The organism is Streptomyces sp. NBC_00178 (assembly GCF_036206005.1).
Lineage (GTDB): Bacteria > Actinomycetota > Actinomycetes > Streptomycetales > Streptomycetaceae > Streptomyces.
Window position 1 is genome coordinate 3308429 of the sequence record NZ_CP108143.1, and the last position, 14474, is coordinate 3322902.

The 14474-nt window shown below is 65.9% G+C and carries 10 protein-coding genes and 3 rRNA genes; 1 reads left to right on the forward strand and 12 read right to left on the reverse strand.

Annotated features, from left to right (window positions below):
• Nucleotides 1-16: 16 nt before the first annotated feature.
• From OHT61_RS14245 to OHT61_RS14275, 7 genes are all read right to left on the reverse strand, one after another.
• Nucleotides 17-1189: an acetoin utilization protein AcuC gene (locus OHT61_RS14245; protein ID WP_329038448.1), complete on the reverse strand. Its 1173-nt coding sequence runs from the start codon at nucleotides 1187-1189 to the stop codon at nucleotides 17-19.
• Entirely contained in the window at nucleotides 1158-2363 is a 1206-nt protein-coding gene (locus OHT61_RS14250; protein WP_329038451.1) for an MFS transporter, read from the reverse strand. The genes OHT61_RS14245 and OHT61_RS14250 overlap by 32 nt, the downstream gene beginning before the upstream one ends.
• A gap of 42 nt (nucleotides 2364-2405) precedes the next feature.
• Nucleotides 2406-3053, reverse strand: coding sequence for an HAD family hydrolase (locus OHT61_RS14255; RefSeq protein WP_329038453.1), 648 nt, complete (start codon nucleotides 3051-3053; stop codon nucleotides 2406-2408).
• Between the two features lie 72 nt (nucleotides 3054-3125).
• Nucleotides 3126-3242: ribosomal RNA gene (gene rrf / locus OHT61_RS14260) — 5S ribosomal RNA — on the reverse strand.
• 79 nt (nucleotides 3243-3321) lie between these two features.
• Nucleotides 3322-6447, reverse strand: a 23S ribosomal RNA gene (locus OHT61_RS14265).
• Between the two features lie 304 nt (nucleotides 6448-6751).
• Nucleotides 6752-8277: ribosomal RNA gene (locus OHT61_RS14270) — 16S ribosomal RNA — on the reverse strand.
• The 16S, 23S and 5S rRNA genes sit together here, the layout of an rRNA operon.
• 657 nt (nucleotides 8278-8934) lie before the next feature.
• Nucleotides 8935-9927 carry a GlxA family transcriptional regulator gene (locus OHT61_RS14275; RefSeq protein ID WP_329038456.1) on the reverse strand — a complete coding sequence of 331 codons (993 nt, stop codon included), beginning with the start codon at nucleotides 9925-9927 and terminating at the stop codon, nucleotides 8935-8937.
• Between the two features lie 74 nt (nucleotides 9928-10001).
• Here OHT61_RS14275 and OHT61_RS14280 point away from each other — a divergent pair, with 74 nt between their 5' ends.
• Nucleotides 10002-10586 (forward strand): cysteine hydrolase family protein, encoded by a 585-nt coding sequence (locus OHT61_RS14280; protein WP_329038458.1) that lies wholly within the window; start codon nucleotides 10002-10004, stop codon nucleotides 10584-10586.
• A gap of 4 nt (nucleotides 10587-10590) precedes the next feature.
• Here the strand turns inward: OHT61_RS14280 and proC are convergent, their stop codons facing one another.
• The 5 genes from proC to OHT61_RS14305 form a co-directional block, all read right to left on the reverse strand.
• Nucleotides 10591-11400, reverse strand: coding sequence for a pyrroline-5-carboxylate reductase (proC, locus tag OHT61_RS14285; protein WP_329038460.1), 810 nt, complete (start codon nucleotides 11398-11400; stop codon nucleotides 10591-10593).
• Nucleotides 11401-11471: 71 nt separating this feature from the next.
• Nucleotides 11472-12230 (reverse strand): ABC transporter permease, encoded by a 759-nt coding sequence (locus OHT61_RS14290; protein ID WP_329038462.1) that lies wholly within the window; start codon nucleotides 12228-12230, stop codon nucleotides 11472-11474.
• Nucleotides 12227-13009, reverse strand: a complete 783-nt coding sequence (locus OHT61_RS14295) for an ABC transporter ATP-binding protein (protein ID WP_329038464.1) — start codon at nucleotides 13007-13009, stop codon at nucleotides 12227-12229. The genes OHT61_RS14290 and OHT61_RS14295 overlap by 4 nt, the downstream gene beginning before the upstream one ends.
• A gap of 51 nt (nucleotides 13010-13060) precedes the next feature.
• Nucleotides 13061-13819: a class I SAM-dependent methyltransferase gene (locus OHT61_RS14300; RefSeq protein ID WP_329038466.1), complete on the reverse strand. Its 759-nt coding sequence runs from the start codon at nucleotides 13817-13819 to the stop codon at nucleotides 13061-13063.
• Nucleotides 13820-13909: 90 nt separating this feature from the next.
• Complete coding sequence (locus OHT61_RS14305) at nucleotides 13910-14449, reverse strand: hypothetical protein (protein ID WP_329038468.1); 540 nt, start codon at nucleotides 14447-14449, stop codon at nucleotides 13910-13912.
• Between the last annotated feature and the right edge of the window lie 25 nt (nucleotides 14450-14474).

The window sequence follows — 14474 nt, forward strand, 5'->3', positions numbered from 1 at the left end:
GTTGGCGTAACCCCACTCAGGTCAGCAGCCCCCGCAGCGGGAACACCGCCCGCCTCGTCGCCAGCACCGCCTGGTCCAGCCGGTCCGCCGGGTCGTAGCCGTCCTCCCACGGCTGCCACGACGGCTTGCGCCCGTCCGTCATCCGCCAGGGGCCCAACTGCCGTGTCCTGGCGTACACCTCGTCCCGCCAGGACGACGGGATCGCCGCCTCCGGATCCACCGGCGCGTGCGCGGCGATGCCCACCAGGTGGGTCCAGGACCGCGGCACGACATCCACCACCGCGTAGCCGCCGCCGCCGAGCGCGACCCAACGGGCTTCCTCCACGCAGGAATGCGCCAGATCATGACAGACCGTCATGATCTCCCGCTGCGCGTCGAGCGACACCGCGAGATGGGCCAGCGGATCCTCGAAATGCGTGTCGGCACCGTGCTGCGTCACCAGCACCTGCGGCCGGAAGTCCGCCAGCAGTTCCGGCACCACCGCATGGAACGCCCGCAGCCACCCCGCGTCGCCCGTACCCGCCGGCAGCGCCACGTTCACCGCGCCGCCCTCACCCGCGCCCTCGCCCGTCTCCTCCGGCCACCCGGTCTGCGGGAAGAGCGTGCGTGGATGCTCGTGCAGGGACACGGTCAGCACCCGGGGGTCGTCCCAGAACGCCGCCTGCACCCCGTCCCCGTGGTGGACGTCCACGTCGACGTACGCCACCCGCTCCGCGCCCAGTTCGATCAGCCGGGCGATGGCGAGCGCCGGGTCGTTGTAGACGCAGAAACCCGACGCGCTGCCCGGCATCGCGTGGTGGAGCCCGCCGGTGAAGTTCACGGCGTGGGCGCTCTCCCCCCGCCACACGGCTTCCGCGGCTCCCACCGAGAGCCCGGAGATGAGCGCCGACGCCTCGTGCATCCCCGCGAAGGCCGGATCGTCGACCGTCCCCAGCCCATAGTCCGGATCGGCGGCACCGGGATCGGCGGAAGCCGCACGGACCGCCGCCACGTAGTCCTCACGGTGCACCAGCCGCAGCGTCGAGTCCCCGGCCGCCTTCGCCGACCGGACGTCCACCGCCCCGTCCAGGCCGAAGGCCCGCACCAGGCCCATCGTCAGGGCCAGTCTGACCGGGTCCATGGGATGACCCGCCCCGAAGTCGTACCCCGTTACCGCCTCATCCCACATCAGCCGCGCGCGCCCGCTCATGCCCGCCACCGTATCGGGCGGGCTCCGCGCCGAACGACCGGGCGTACACGAGCGTCGCCAGCACCAGCACCATGGGCACGAGCATCGCCCCCCGGTAGCTCCACGCGTCCCCGAGAGCCCCCACGAGCGGCGACCCGACGAGGAAGCCCACGTAGTTGAAGACGTTCAGCCGGGCCACGGCCACATCGCTCGCCCCGGGGAACATCCGCCCCGCCGCCGCGAACGTCTGCGGGACGATCACACACAGCCCCAGCCCGAGCAGCGTGAACCCGAGCATCCCCCACCAGGCCCCCGGCGCCACCGCGACCACCGCGAACCCGAGTGCGGCCAGCACACTCCCGCCCCGCACCACGGCCACCGCGCCGAACCGCCGCACCCCGAGGTCCCCCACGGCACGCCCCAGCAGCGTCGTCACCATGTAGACGTTGTACGGGACGGTCGCCAGCTGCTCGGAACCGCCCAGGACGTCCTGGAGGTACTTCGCGCTCCAGTTGGAGACCGTCGAGTCACCGATGTACGCGAACGCCATCACCAGGCAGAGCGGCATCAGCAGCCCGAACGGCACCGCCGCGCCCACGCCCCCCGGCTCCCCGGCCGACGCCTCACGGCCGGCTCCGCCCTCGGCGTACCAACGGCTCCCGATCAGAGCCGCGGGCAGCAGGACGACGACCGCCGGCAGGTAGGACACCAGCAGCGACAGGTCCCAGTGGGCCCCGGCCCACGCCAGCGACGCCCCGGCGATGCCGCCGAGACTGTACGCGGCGTGGAACCCCAGCATGATGCTGCGGCCGTAGGCCCGTTGCAGGCTGACACCCATCATGTTCATCGAGGCGTCCAACGCCCCCACGGCCAGCCCGAAGACACCGAGCGCCACGGCGGCCTGCCACACCTCGCTGCCTGCGCCCACGGCCAGCAGCGCCAGCATCACGACGGGCTGGGCCCACCTCAGCACGACCCCGGGACGCACCCGCGCGACCAGCTTCTCGGTCGCCACACTGGCGGCCCCCGCCAGGACGGGGACCGCGGCCAGGAACACCGGCAGCAGGCCGTCGGATATCCCGTAGCGGTCCTGTACGGCGGGGATGCGCGTCACGAGCAGTGCGAAGGTCACCCCTTGCACCAGGAAGCTCAGGGCGAGGGAAGCTCTGCCGTACCGCAACCGCGCATCCGTCATGGCCGCGAGCGTAGGGCCAGGGACTACTCCTGGGTAGGTCGATCAGGCGAGCAGTTTGAGGAGCTGCGACATGTCGGAGAAGTGCCCGGTGACGCCGACCAGCCGGTCCGCCGGCATCATCGACGTGAAGCCGTACACGTCCATGCCGGCCGCCCGCGCCGCCTCGACGCCGAGGGGGCTGTCCTCGATGACCACGCACCGTCCGGGGGCGACGCCCATCCGTTCGGCGGCGTGCAGGAACAGGTCCGGGGCGGGCTTTCCCCGGCCCACGTCCTCGGAGCTGAAGATCCACTCCTCCTCGAACCACTGGTCGAGGCCGGTGTTCCGGTGTCCGGCCGCGATCTTCTGGTGGCTCCCGGACGAGGCCACGCAGTACGCGACCCCGTCGGCGACGAGCTCGCCCAGCAGCTCGTCGACACCGTTCACCGCCGCCAGCCGCTCCTGCTGGAACACGGTGAGGGTCCGACGGTGCAGCTCCTCGTCGAAGTCCGCGGGCAGCTTCTGTCCGGTCCGCTCCTCCACGAGGTCGTGGACCCGGTGGATGGCGGCACCCATGTAGTCGCGGAGGGACTCCTCGTACGAGGTGGGGTGGCCGAGCTCGGTGAGGTAGCCGGCCAGGACGGCGTTGGAGATCGGCTCACTGTCGACGAGCACGCCGTCGTTGTCGAAGATGACCAGTTCGTAGCGCATGGTCCGACCCTAGACGCTCGGAACGCAGAAAAGCCCCGTGCCACAAGGGCACGGGGCTTTCCCGGAATAATTGTTCGGCGGCGTCCTACTCTCCCACAGGGTCCCCCCTGCAGTACCATCGGCGCTGAAAGGCTTAGCTTCCGGGTTCGGAATGTAACCGGGCGTTTCCCTAACGCAATGACCACCGAAACACTATGAAATTAACCAACACCGGAACACAACACGGCCGTTCGTTATTTCAGAACTAACACAGTGGACGCGAGCAACTGAGGACAAGCCCTCGGCCTATTAGTACCAGTCAGCTCCACCCGTTACCGGGCTTCCACATCTGGCCTATCAACCCAGTCGTCTACTGGGAGCCTTAACCACTCAAGGTGGTGGGAATACTCATCTTGAAGCAGGCTTCCCGCTTAGATGCTTTCAGCGGTTATCCTTTCCGAACGTAGCCAACCAGCCATGCCCTTGGCAGGACAACTGGCACACCAGAGGTTCGTCCGTCCCGGTCCTCTCGTACTAGGGACAGCCCTTCTCAATATTCCTACGCGCACAGCGGATAGGGACCGAACTGTCTCACGACGTTCTAAACCCAGCTCGCGTACCGCTTTAATGGGCGAACAGCCCAACCCTTGGGACCGACTCCAGCCCCAGGATGCGACGAGCCGACATCGAGGTGCCAAACCATCCCGTCGATATGGACTCTTGGGGAAGATCAGCCTGTTATCCCCGGGGTACCTTTTATCCGTTGAGCGACAGCGCTTCCACAAGCCACTGCCGGATCACTAGTCCCGACTTTCGTCCCTGCTCGACCCGTCGGTCTCACAGTCAAGCTCCCTTGTGCACTTACACTCAACACCTGATTGCCAACCAGGCTGAGGGAACCTTTGGGCGCCTCCGTTACTCTTTAGGAGGCAACCGCCCCAGTTAAACTACCCATCAGACACTGTCCCTGATCCGGATCACGGACCCAGGTTAGACATCCAGCACGACCAGAGTGGTATTTCAACGGCGACTCCACAACCACTGGCGTGGCTGCTTCAAAGTCTCCCACCTATCCTACACAAGCCGAACCGAACACCAATATCAAACTATAGTAAAGGTCCCGGGGTCTTTCCGTCCTGCTGCGCGAAACGAGCATCTTTACTCGTAGTGCAATTTCACCGGGCCTATGGTTGAGACAGTCGAGAAGTCGTTACGCCATTCGTGCAGGTCGGAACTTACCCGACAAGGAATTTCGCTACCTTAGGATGGTTATAGTTACCACCGCCGTTTACTGGCGCTTAAGTTCTCAGCTTCGCACACCCGAAAGTGCACTAACCGGTCCCCTTAACGTTCCAGCACCGGGCAGGCGTCAGTCCGTATACATCGCCTTACGGCTTCGCACGGACCTGTGTTTTTAGTAAACAGTCGCTTCTCGCTGGTCTCTGCGGCCACCCCCAGCTCAGGAAGCAAGTTCCCTCACCAGTGATGGCCCCCCTTCTCCCGAAGTTACGGGGGCATTTTGCCGAGTTCCTTAACCATAGTTCACCCGAACGCCTCGGTATTCTCTACCTGACTACCTGAGTCGGTTTAGGGTACGGGCCGCCATGAAACTCGCTAGAGGCTTTTCTCGACAGCATAGGATCATCCACTTCACCACAATCGGCTCGGCATCAGGTCTCAGCCTTAATGTGTGACGGATTTACCTACCACACGGCCTACACCCTTACCCCGGGAACAACCATCGCCCGGGTTGGACTACCTTCCTGCGTCACCCCATCGCTTACCTAGTACAAGTCTGGTTCGTCGGCTCCACCACTACCCTCAACTCCGAAGAGATCGGGCCGGCTTCACGGACTTAGCATCGCCTGATTCAGTATTGGGCGTTTCAAAGCGGGTACCGGAATATCAACCGGTTGTCCATCGACTACGCCTGTCGGCCTCGCCTTAGGTCCCGACTTACCCTGGGCAGATCAGCTTGACCCAGGAACCCTTAGTCAATCGGCGCACACGTTTCTCACGTGTGTATCGCTACTCATGCCTGCATTCTCACTCGTGAACCGTCCACAACTCGCTTCCGCGGCTGCTTCACCCGGCACACGACGCTCCCCTACCCATCCACACAGGCGTTGGCCCTATATGTGTGAATGACACGACTTCGGCGGTACGCTTGAGCCCCGCTACATTGTCGGCGCGGAATCACTTGACCAGTGAGCTATTACGCACTCTTTCAAGGGTGGCTGCTTCTAAGCCAACCTCCTGGTTGTCTCTGCGACTCCACATCCTTTCCCACTTAGCGTACGCTTAGGGGCCTTAGTCGATGCTCTGGGCTGTTTCCCTCTCGACCATGGAGCTTATCCCCCACAGTCTCACTGCCGTGCTCTCACTTACCGGCATTCGGAGTTTGGCTAAGGTCAGTAACCCGGTAGGGCCCATCGCCTATCCAGTGCTCTACCTCCGGCAAGAAACACACGACGCTGCACCTAAATGCATTTCGGGGAGAACCAGCTATCACGGAGTTTGATTGGCCTTTCACCCCTAACCACAGGTCATCCCCCAGGTTTTCAACCCTGGTGGGTTCGGTCCTCCACGAAGTCTTACCTCCGCTTCAACCTGCCCATGGCTAGATCACTCCGCTTCGGGTCTAGAGCGTGCAACTCAATCGCCCTATTCGGACTCGCTTTCGCTACGGCTTCCCCACACGGGTTAACCTCGCTACACACCGCTAACTCGCAGGCTCATTCTTCAAAAGGCACGCAGTCACGACGCACCGAGCAAGCTCGATGCGCGACGCTCCCACGGCTTGTAGGCACACGGTTTCAGGTACTATTTCACTCCGCTCCCGCGGTACTTTTCACCATTCCCTCACGGTACTATCCGCTATCGGTCACCAGGGAATATTTAGGCTTAGCGGGTGGTCCCGCCAGATTCACACGGGATTTCTCGGGCCCCGTGCTACTTGGGTGGTTCTCAAACGAGCCGTTGATGTTTCAGCTACGGGGGTCTTACCCTCTACGCCGGACCTTTCGCATGTCCTTCGCCTACACCAACGGTTTCTGACTCGTCGACCAACCGGCAGATTGATCAAGAGAACTCCCACAACCCCGCATGCGCAACCCCTGCCGGGTATCACACGCATACGGTTTGGCCTCATCCAGTTTCGCTCGCCACTACTCCCGGAATCACGGTTGTTTTCTCTTCCTGCGGGTACTGAGATGTTTCACTTCCCCGCGTTCCCTCCACACTGCCTATGTGTTCAGCAGCGGGTGACAGCCCATGACGACTGCCGGGTTTCCCCATTCGGAAACCCCCGGATCAAAGCTTGGTTGACAGCTCCCCGGGGACTATCGTGGCCTCCCACGTCCTTCATCGGTTCCTGGTGCCAAGGCATCCACCGTGCGCCCTTAAAAACTTGGCCACAGATGCTCGCGTCCACTGTGCAGTTCTCAAACAACGACCAGCCACCCATCACCCCACCCTTACAGGTGAGTGCACTGGGGCCGGCAACCAAAGGAACAGACTCACACGAGCCCGTACCTTCAGATACCCAACAGCGTGCCCGACCCGACCAACCCGTTCCTGTTTTCCACGCCGAAGCAGTACTCACAACAACTTGCCGATCGTGCCGAATAGTCAACGTTCCACCCATGAGCAACCAGCATCGAACATTCGCCGATGTACTGGCCTCTGGTCAGCCGAAGCCGACAAGAAGTGCTCCTTAGAAAGGAGGTGATCCAGCCGCACCTTCCGGTACGGCTACCTTGTTACGACTTCGTCCCAATCGCCAGTCCCACCTTCGACAGCTCCCTCCCACAAGGGGTTGGGCCACCGGCTTCGGGTGTTACCGACTTTCGTGACGTGACGGGCGGTGTGTACAAGGCCCGGGAACGTATTCACCGCAGCAATGCTGATCTGCGATTACTAGCAACTCCGACTTCATGGGGTCGAGTTGCAGACCCCAATCCGAACTGAGACCGGCTTTTTGAGATTCGCTCCGCCTCGCGGCATCGCAGCTCATTGTACCGGCCATTGTAGCACGTGTGCAGCCCAAGACATAAGGGGCATGATGACTTGACGTCGTCCCCACCTTCCTCCGAGTTGACCCCGGCAGTCTCCTGTGAGTCCCCATCACCCCGAAGGGCATGCTGGCAACACAGAACAAGGGTTGCGCTCGTTGCGGGACTTAACCCAACATCTCACGACACGAGCTGACGACAGCCATGCACCACCTGTATACCGACCACAAGGGGGGCACCATCTCTGATGCTTTCCGGTATATGTCAAGCCTTGGTAAGGTTCTTCGCGTTGCGTCGAATTAAGCCACATGCTCCGCTGCTTGTGCGGGCCCCCGTCAATTCCTTTGAGTTTTAGCCTTGCGGCCGTACTCCCCAGGCGGGGAACTTAATGCGTTAGCTGCGGCACCGACGACGTGGAATGTCGCCAACACCTAGTTCCCAACGTTTACGGCGTGGACTACCAGGGTATCTAATCCTGTTCGCTCCCCACGCTTTCGCTCCTCAGCGTCAGTAATGGCCCAGAGATCCGCCTTCGCCACCGGTGTTCCTCCTGATATCTGCGCATTTCACCGCTACACCAGGAATTCCGATCTCCCCTACCACACTCTAGCTAGCCCGTATCGAATGCAGACTCGGGGTTAAGCCCCGAGCTTTCACATCCGACGTGACAAGCCGCCTACGAGCTCTTTACGCCCAATAATTCCGGACAACGCTTGCGCCCTACGTATTACCGCGGCTGCTGGCACGTAGTTAGCCGGCGCTTCTTCTGCAGGTACCGTCACTTTCGCTTCTTCCCTGCTGAAAGAGGTTTACAACCCGAAGGCCGTCATCCCTCACGCGGCGTCGCTGCATCAGGCTTTCGCCCATTGTGCAATATTCCCCACTGCTGCCTCCCGTAGGAGTCTGGGCCGTGTCTCAGTCCCAGTGTGGCCGGTCGCCCTCTCAGGCCGGCTACCCGTCGTCGCCTTGGTAGGCCATTACCCCACCAACAAGCTGATAGGCCGCGGGCTCATCCTTCACCGCCGGAGCTTTTAACCCCGTCCCATGAGGGACAGAGTGTTATCCGGTATTAGACCCCGTTTCCAGGGCTTGTCCCAGAGTGAAGGGCAGATTGCCCACGTGTTACTCACCCGTTCGCCACTAATCCACCCCGAAAGGCTTCATCGTTCGACTTGCATGTGTTAAGCACGCCGCCAGCGTTCGTCCTGAGCCAGGATCAAACTCTCCGTGAATGTTTTCCCGTAATCGGGATCACAACACGAGAGCGGAACAACCAGGTCGGAATATGACCGGCTGTTCACAGCGTCCTCGCTGTTGTTGCCCACCCGATCCGAAGACCCGGCAGGACTTTTCAAAGGAACCACCAACCTGCGTGATGCAGGCCGGGGTATCAACATATCTGGCGTTGACTTTTGGCACGCTGTTGAGTTCTCAAGGAACGGACGCTTCCTTCGGTCCCGTTTCACCGGGGCCCTCCGGGCGCTTCCCTTCGTTCTTGCGTTTCCGACTCTATCAGACTCTTTCGTGTCCGATTCCCGGTCGAAGCGGGTTACTGCTTGTTTCGCTTTCCAGTTCTTCGCTTTCGCGTTTCCCTTTCCGGCGAGTCCGACTCTATCAGATCCTTTCGGGCCTGATTCCCAGTCAGCGGGGGTTGTCGTTCGGGTTGTTGGGCCCTTCCGACGAGTGAGACATTAGCGGAATCCCCGGCCCCGACGCTAATCGGGGTCCTTCGAACGTCGATTCCTCATTTCGCACGCGTGCACGCAAAAACGCCGCGACAGATGTCGCCGGTTTTCGGTGGTTACTGCGGAATGGCTGTCCGGGGACCGACCGGAGTCGGCGCTCACGTCGGACAACTCGGAGCACACTACGGATCCGTGACGGGCGTGTCAACCCCGGTCGGCATCCCCCCGCGCGCGGAAGGCGAGCCGGTAGTCACGTGGGCTGGTGGCCATGTGCGTCGCGAAGTGCTGGCGCATGGTGACCTCGCTCCCGAAGCCGGCGCGACGCGCCACCTCGGGCAGGGCCAAGTCCGTCCGTTCCAGCAGCTTCTGGGCCGCGGCGACCCGCTGGGTGATCAGCCAGCGCATCGGCGTCGTACCGGTGGTCGCCTGGAAGTGACGGGCGAAGGTACGGGCGGACATGCCCGCGCGGGCCGCCAGTGACCCCACGGTGTGCGGTTGCGCCAGATGGGTCAGCGCATGGGTCCGGACCACCGCCAGGGCGTCGGCGTCGCGGTCGGCGCGCGGGGTGGGGTGCTCGATGAACTGTGCCTGCGTGCCCGTGCGGAACGGCGCCGTGACCATCGAACGCGCGATCGTCGCGGCGGCCTCCGCCCCGTACGTCGTCCGCACGAGGTGGAGGCAGAGGTCGATGCCCGCGGCGGTGCCGGCCGAGGTCCAGATGCCGTCCTCCTGGAGGAAGAGGGCGTCCGGCACCACAGTCACCCGCGGATGGCTGGTCGCCAGCAGGCCGGTGAGGTTCCAGTGGGTGACGGCCCTGCGGCCGTCCAGGAGTCCTGCCTGGGCGAGAGTGAAGGCACCGCCGCAGAGTGCCGCGAGGGGAGTCCCCCTCTCATGGGCGCGGCGGAGTGCGTCGAGGACGGGCTCCGGCGCCGGAGTCACGTGGTCGTCGAGGCCGGGCACCACGATCAGGTCGGCCCGTGCGAGCCAGGACAGGGTGCGGTCGGGGCTGAGGGACAGGCCGCCGCGCAGCGGGATGTCCGCGGTGCCGTCCGCGGCCCTGCGCAGCTCGAAGGCGGGCACACCGCGATCGGTGCGGTCGACGCCCCAGACCTCGGTGATGACCGAGACGTCGAAGGCCCGGACCCCGGGAAACGCGACCAGGGCGATACGGCCGGGGCGGTTCACGGGTGCGGTCACCGTGGCAGTAAAGCATCGATCGATGACTTTCGCGGTCCTGGCAGCGGGCGGTGGACGCCGGGACAGTGGTGGCCATGGAGATCGAGGAGAACGCAGCGCTGGTGGTCGTCGACGTACAGCGGGGATTCGAGGAGGAGGACTACTGGGGGCCGCGCAACAACCCCGGGGCGGACCGGAACATCGCGGAGCTCATCGACGCGTGGCAGTCGAGCGGGCGGCCCGTCGTCTTCGTGCGGCACGACTCGCCGAAGCCGGATTCGCCCCTGCGGACGGGCTACGCGGGCAACGCGTTCAAGGAGTACGTGGAGGAGCGGCGCGGGAAGGACGCGGGTTCCGAGCTGTTCCTGACCAAGTCGGTGAACTCGGCCTTCTACGGGACCCCGGGGCTCGATGCCTGGCTCCGGGAGGCCGGGGTGCGGCAGATCGTGGTGGCGGGCATCCAGACCAACATGTGCGCGGAGACGACGGCGCGCATGGGCGGCAATCTCGGATACGAGGTGTTCTTCCCGCTCGACGCGACCTACACCTTCGACGAGGTGGGGCCGTGGGGCTGGAAGCTGAGTGCTGACGAGTTGTCGCGGGCCACCGCCGTGACCTTGCACGGCGGTGGGTTCGCGAGCGTGGTGCGCACCGCGGAGCTGGTGGCGGCGGCGGTGTAGCGGGTCAGCCGTTGCCCGAGGCCAGCTCGCGGCTGCGGTCGCGGGCGGCTTCGAGCGCGGCGATGAGCGCCGCCCGGACACCGTGGTTCTCGAGTTCGCGGATGGCGCTGATGGTGGTTCCGGCCGGGCTGGTGACGGCCTCGCGGAGTTTGACGGGGTGTTCGCCGCTGTCCCGGAGCATCACCGCCGCGCCGATGGCGGACTGGACGATCAGGTCGTGCGCCTGGGCGCGCGGCATCCCGAGGAGGATGCCCGCGTCGGTCATCGCCTCGACGAGGAAGTAGAAGTACGCGGGCCCCGAACCGGAGAGTGCGGTGGCCGCGTCCTGCTGGGACTCGGGGACGCGGAGGGTCTTGCCCACACCGCCGAAGATGGCTTCCGCGTGGCCCAGGTGCTCGGAGGTGGCGTGCCGTCCGGCCGAGATGACGGACATGCCCTCGTCCACCAGGACGGGGGTGTTCGGCATGACGCGTACGACCGGGGTGCCTTCGGCGAGGCTGTCCTCGATGAACGCCGTCGTGATGCCGGCTGCCGCGCTGATGACGAGGCGGTCGGCGGTGAGGTGGGGGGCGAGTTCGCCGAGGAGTGTCCCCATGTCCTGGGGCTTGACCGCCAGGATGAGGATGTCGGCGTTCTTGGCGGCTTCGGCGTTGGTGACGGCCTCGACGCCGTAGCGGGTGCGGAGCTTCTCGGCGCGCTCGGGGCGGCGGGTGGTCACCAGCAGGTCGGCGGCCCGCCAGCCGGCCCGGATCATCCCGCTGAGCAGGGCCTCGCCGATCTTTCCGGTACCGAGGACTGCGACTGTCTGGGTCATGCGGTTCATCCTCCGGGGGGCGGTGCGCGGTACGCGGTACGTGTGGTGGCCGCCATCCTCGCACCGCCCCGTCACGCGGTGCGGCGGCGGAGGGTTGCGGCGCCCAGGCAGAGGACGAGCAGGGCGCTGCCCGCCACGATCAGGATGTCGCGGGAGAAGTCGGCGGTGACGTCGGTGTGGGTGAGGACCTGGTTCATCCCGTCGACGGCGTAGGACATCGGCAGTACGTCGGAGAGGGCCTCGAGGGCCGGGTGCATCTGGTCGCGTGGTGTGAACAGCCCGCACAGCAGCAGCTGCGGGAAGATCACGGCCGGCATGAACTGGACGGCCTGGAACTCGGATGCGGCGAAGGCCGAGACGAACAGGCCGAGTGCGGTGCCGAGGAGCGCGTCGAGCAGGGCGACCAGGAGCAGCAGCCAGGGTGACCCGACGACGTCGAGTCCCAGGACCCAGACGGACATGGCCGTGGCCAGGAGGGACTGGGCGACGGCGATCGCGCCGAACGCGAGGGCGTACCCGGCGATCAGGTCGGCTTTGCCGAGGGGCAGGGCGAGGAGCCGTTCGAGGGTCCCCGAGGTGCGTTCGCGGAGGGTGGCGATCGAGGTCACCAGGAACATCGTGATCAGCGGGAAGATGCCGAGCAGCGAGGCCCCGATGGCGTCGAAGGTCCGGGGGTTGGCGTCGAACACGTAGCGCAGCAGGGTGATCATCACGACGGGGACGATCAGCAGCAGCGCGATGGTGCGGGGGTCGTGGCGGAGCTGTCGCAGGACGCGGGCGGCGGTCGCCAGGGTCCTGGCCGGGGTGAGTACGGGGGCGTCGGTGCTCATCGGGCGGTCTCCTGGCGGGGGGCGGAGGCTTCGTCGACGAGGTGGAGGAAGGCTTCCTCGACGGTGGCGGAGCCGGTCGCGGTACGAAGGGCGTCGGGGGTCTCGTCGGCGAGGATCAGGCCCTCGCGCATCAGCAGCAGCCGGTGGCAGCGCTCGGCCTCGTCCATGACGTGCGAGGAGACGAGGATGGTGGTGCCCCGTTCGGCGGCGAGCGTGTGGAAGAGCTTCCACAGGTCGCGGCGGAGCACGGGGTCGAGACCGACGGTCGGCTCGTCGAGGACCAGCAGCTCGGGGGTGCCGAGCAGGGCGACGGCGAGGGACACGCGGCTGAGCTGGCCGCCGGAGAGGTTGCCGGCCAGTGCGTCGGCGTGGCCGGTGAGATCGACGTCGGCGATGGCGCGGGTGACGGCGTCCTCGCGGTCGCCCCGGTGTCTGCGGCCGGGCCGGAGTACGGCCGCGAAGTAGTCGAGGTTCTGCCGCACGGTGAGGTCCGTGTAGACGGACGGGGCCTGGGTGACGTAGCCGACGCGGGGGCGGAGGGACGGGTGTCCGGCCGGCCGGCCGAGGACGTTCAGCGTGCCCGTGGTGTGGGCCTGTGTGCCGACGACGGACCGCATCAGCGTGGACTTGCCGCAGCCGGAGGGGCCGAGCAGGCCGGTGATCCTGCCCGGCTCGATGGTGAAGTCGAGGCCGCGCAGGACGGTGCGGTCTCCTCGTACGACGGTGAGGGCACGGGCCTCGACGGCCCCCGCGTTCGCGGCACCCGAGTAATTCATCATGTGATGAATATGGAGCCCGCCGATGGGCCGCGTCAAGGGCGGGGGTGGCGGTCAGCCGGTCAGCACGGCGAGTTCGACCACATAGCGCTCCTCGACCGCGCCGTCGGAGAAGACGGCGGCGAGGTGCCCGCGCTCCTCGTCGAGGAACCGGCGGGTGGACTCGCCGTCGCGCACGAGGAAGGCCGAGTGGGTGGCGAGGTTGGCCAGATGCGTGTCGACCGGCACCGTCCGGGACCAGGGGAGCAGCCGCCGCGCGAAGTCGCCGGACAGGGTCTCGACGTTGCGCGAACCGGAACCTCCCGGCGTGCCGTGGGCGCCGTCGTCGATGCCGAGGTGACGCCCCAGCCGGGTGCCCTGCTCGGCGATCCAGCCCACGGACGCGTCGGAGACGTTCCACCAGAGCGCGAGCGATCCCCCGGGACGCAGGACGCGGAGTGCTTCGGGGAGGGAGTGCGAGGGGTCGGTCCAGTGCCAGGACTGGGCGTAGGTGATCAGATCGGCCGAGGCGGTGGCCAGGGGGAGGCGGTTGCCGTCGCCCCGGACGACCGGGACGGACGGCAGCGACCGCTGCAGTTCCGCCGCCATGCCCGGCCCCGGCTCGACGGCCGTGACGCGGGCGCCGCGTGCGAGCAGCAGCCGGGTGGCGATGCCCGTCCCCGCACCGACGTCGACGGTGCGGGCGCCGGGCAGTGGCCGGCCGGCCAGTTCCTCGACGGCGTCCAGGAGCGCGGGCGGGTAGCCGGGACGGTTCGCGGCGTACTGAGCCGCTGCGCTGTCGAACGACAGGGCGCGGAGCGGTGTGGCGGACATGCGTTCATGCTGCGTCCGGACCGGCCGGTGCGGGCGGGGATCGCGAAAGCTTCACCGGCGTCCGGAACGGCCGCCCGGCCCGGGAGGGTGCTACCGGCGCCCGGAGCGCTTGCCCTTGGCGGTCTTGCGGGCCGCGGGGTTGCCGGCGCGGTTCGAGCGGCGCTTCTCGTACTGGGCGAGCGCCGTCTCGTACTCCGTGCGCCGCAGCTTCTCGCCCGGTGCCTCGCGGAACGAGCGGAGGAAGTAGGCGAGCAGCGAGCCGATGAAGCCGATCGACTTGAGCCCGCGCAGCCTGTCGTCCTGGGACGGGTCGGCGGACCGGCTGCCGAAGCCGTCCCAGGTCCTGCGGAAGGCGATGGCGCTGCAGACGGCGAACATCAGCACCACCAGCAGGCCGACGAAGCCGCCGACCTCAGCGATCTCCAGGCCCTGGTAGGCGAAGCGGAGGACGAAGCACGAGGCGACGGCCGCCGCGAGCGAGCCGACGGTCACCCCCGCGCGCCGCAGTCCGTATCCGCCGTCGTGGTCGACCCAGGTCGTACCGAAGAATCGGAGGGATTCGGGCTGCGGCCCGGGGGTGCTGCCGTCGCGCGGCGGACCGGCTGGGGGTGCTTCGTTTTTCTCGCTCACGGGATCGATTGTCCCAGGGCGGGTG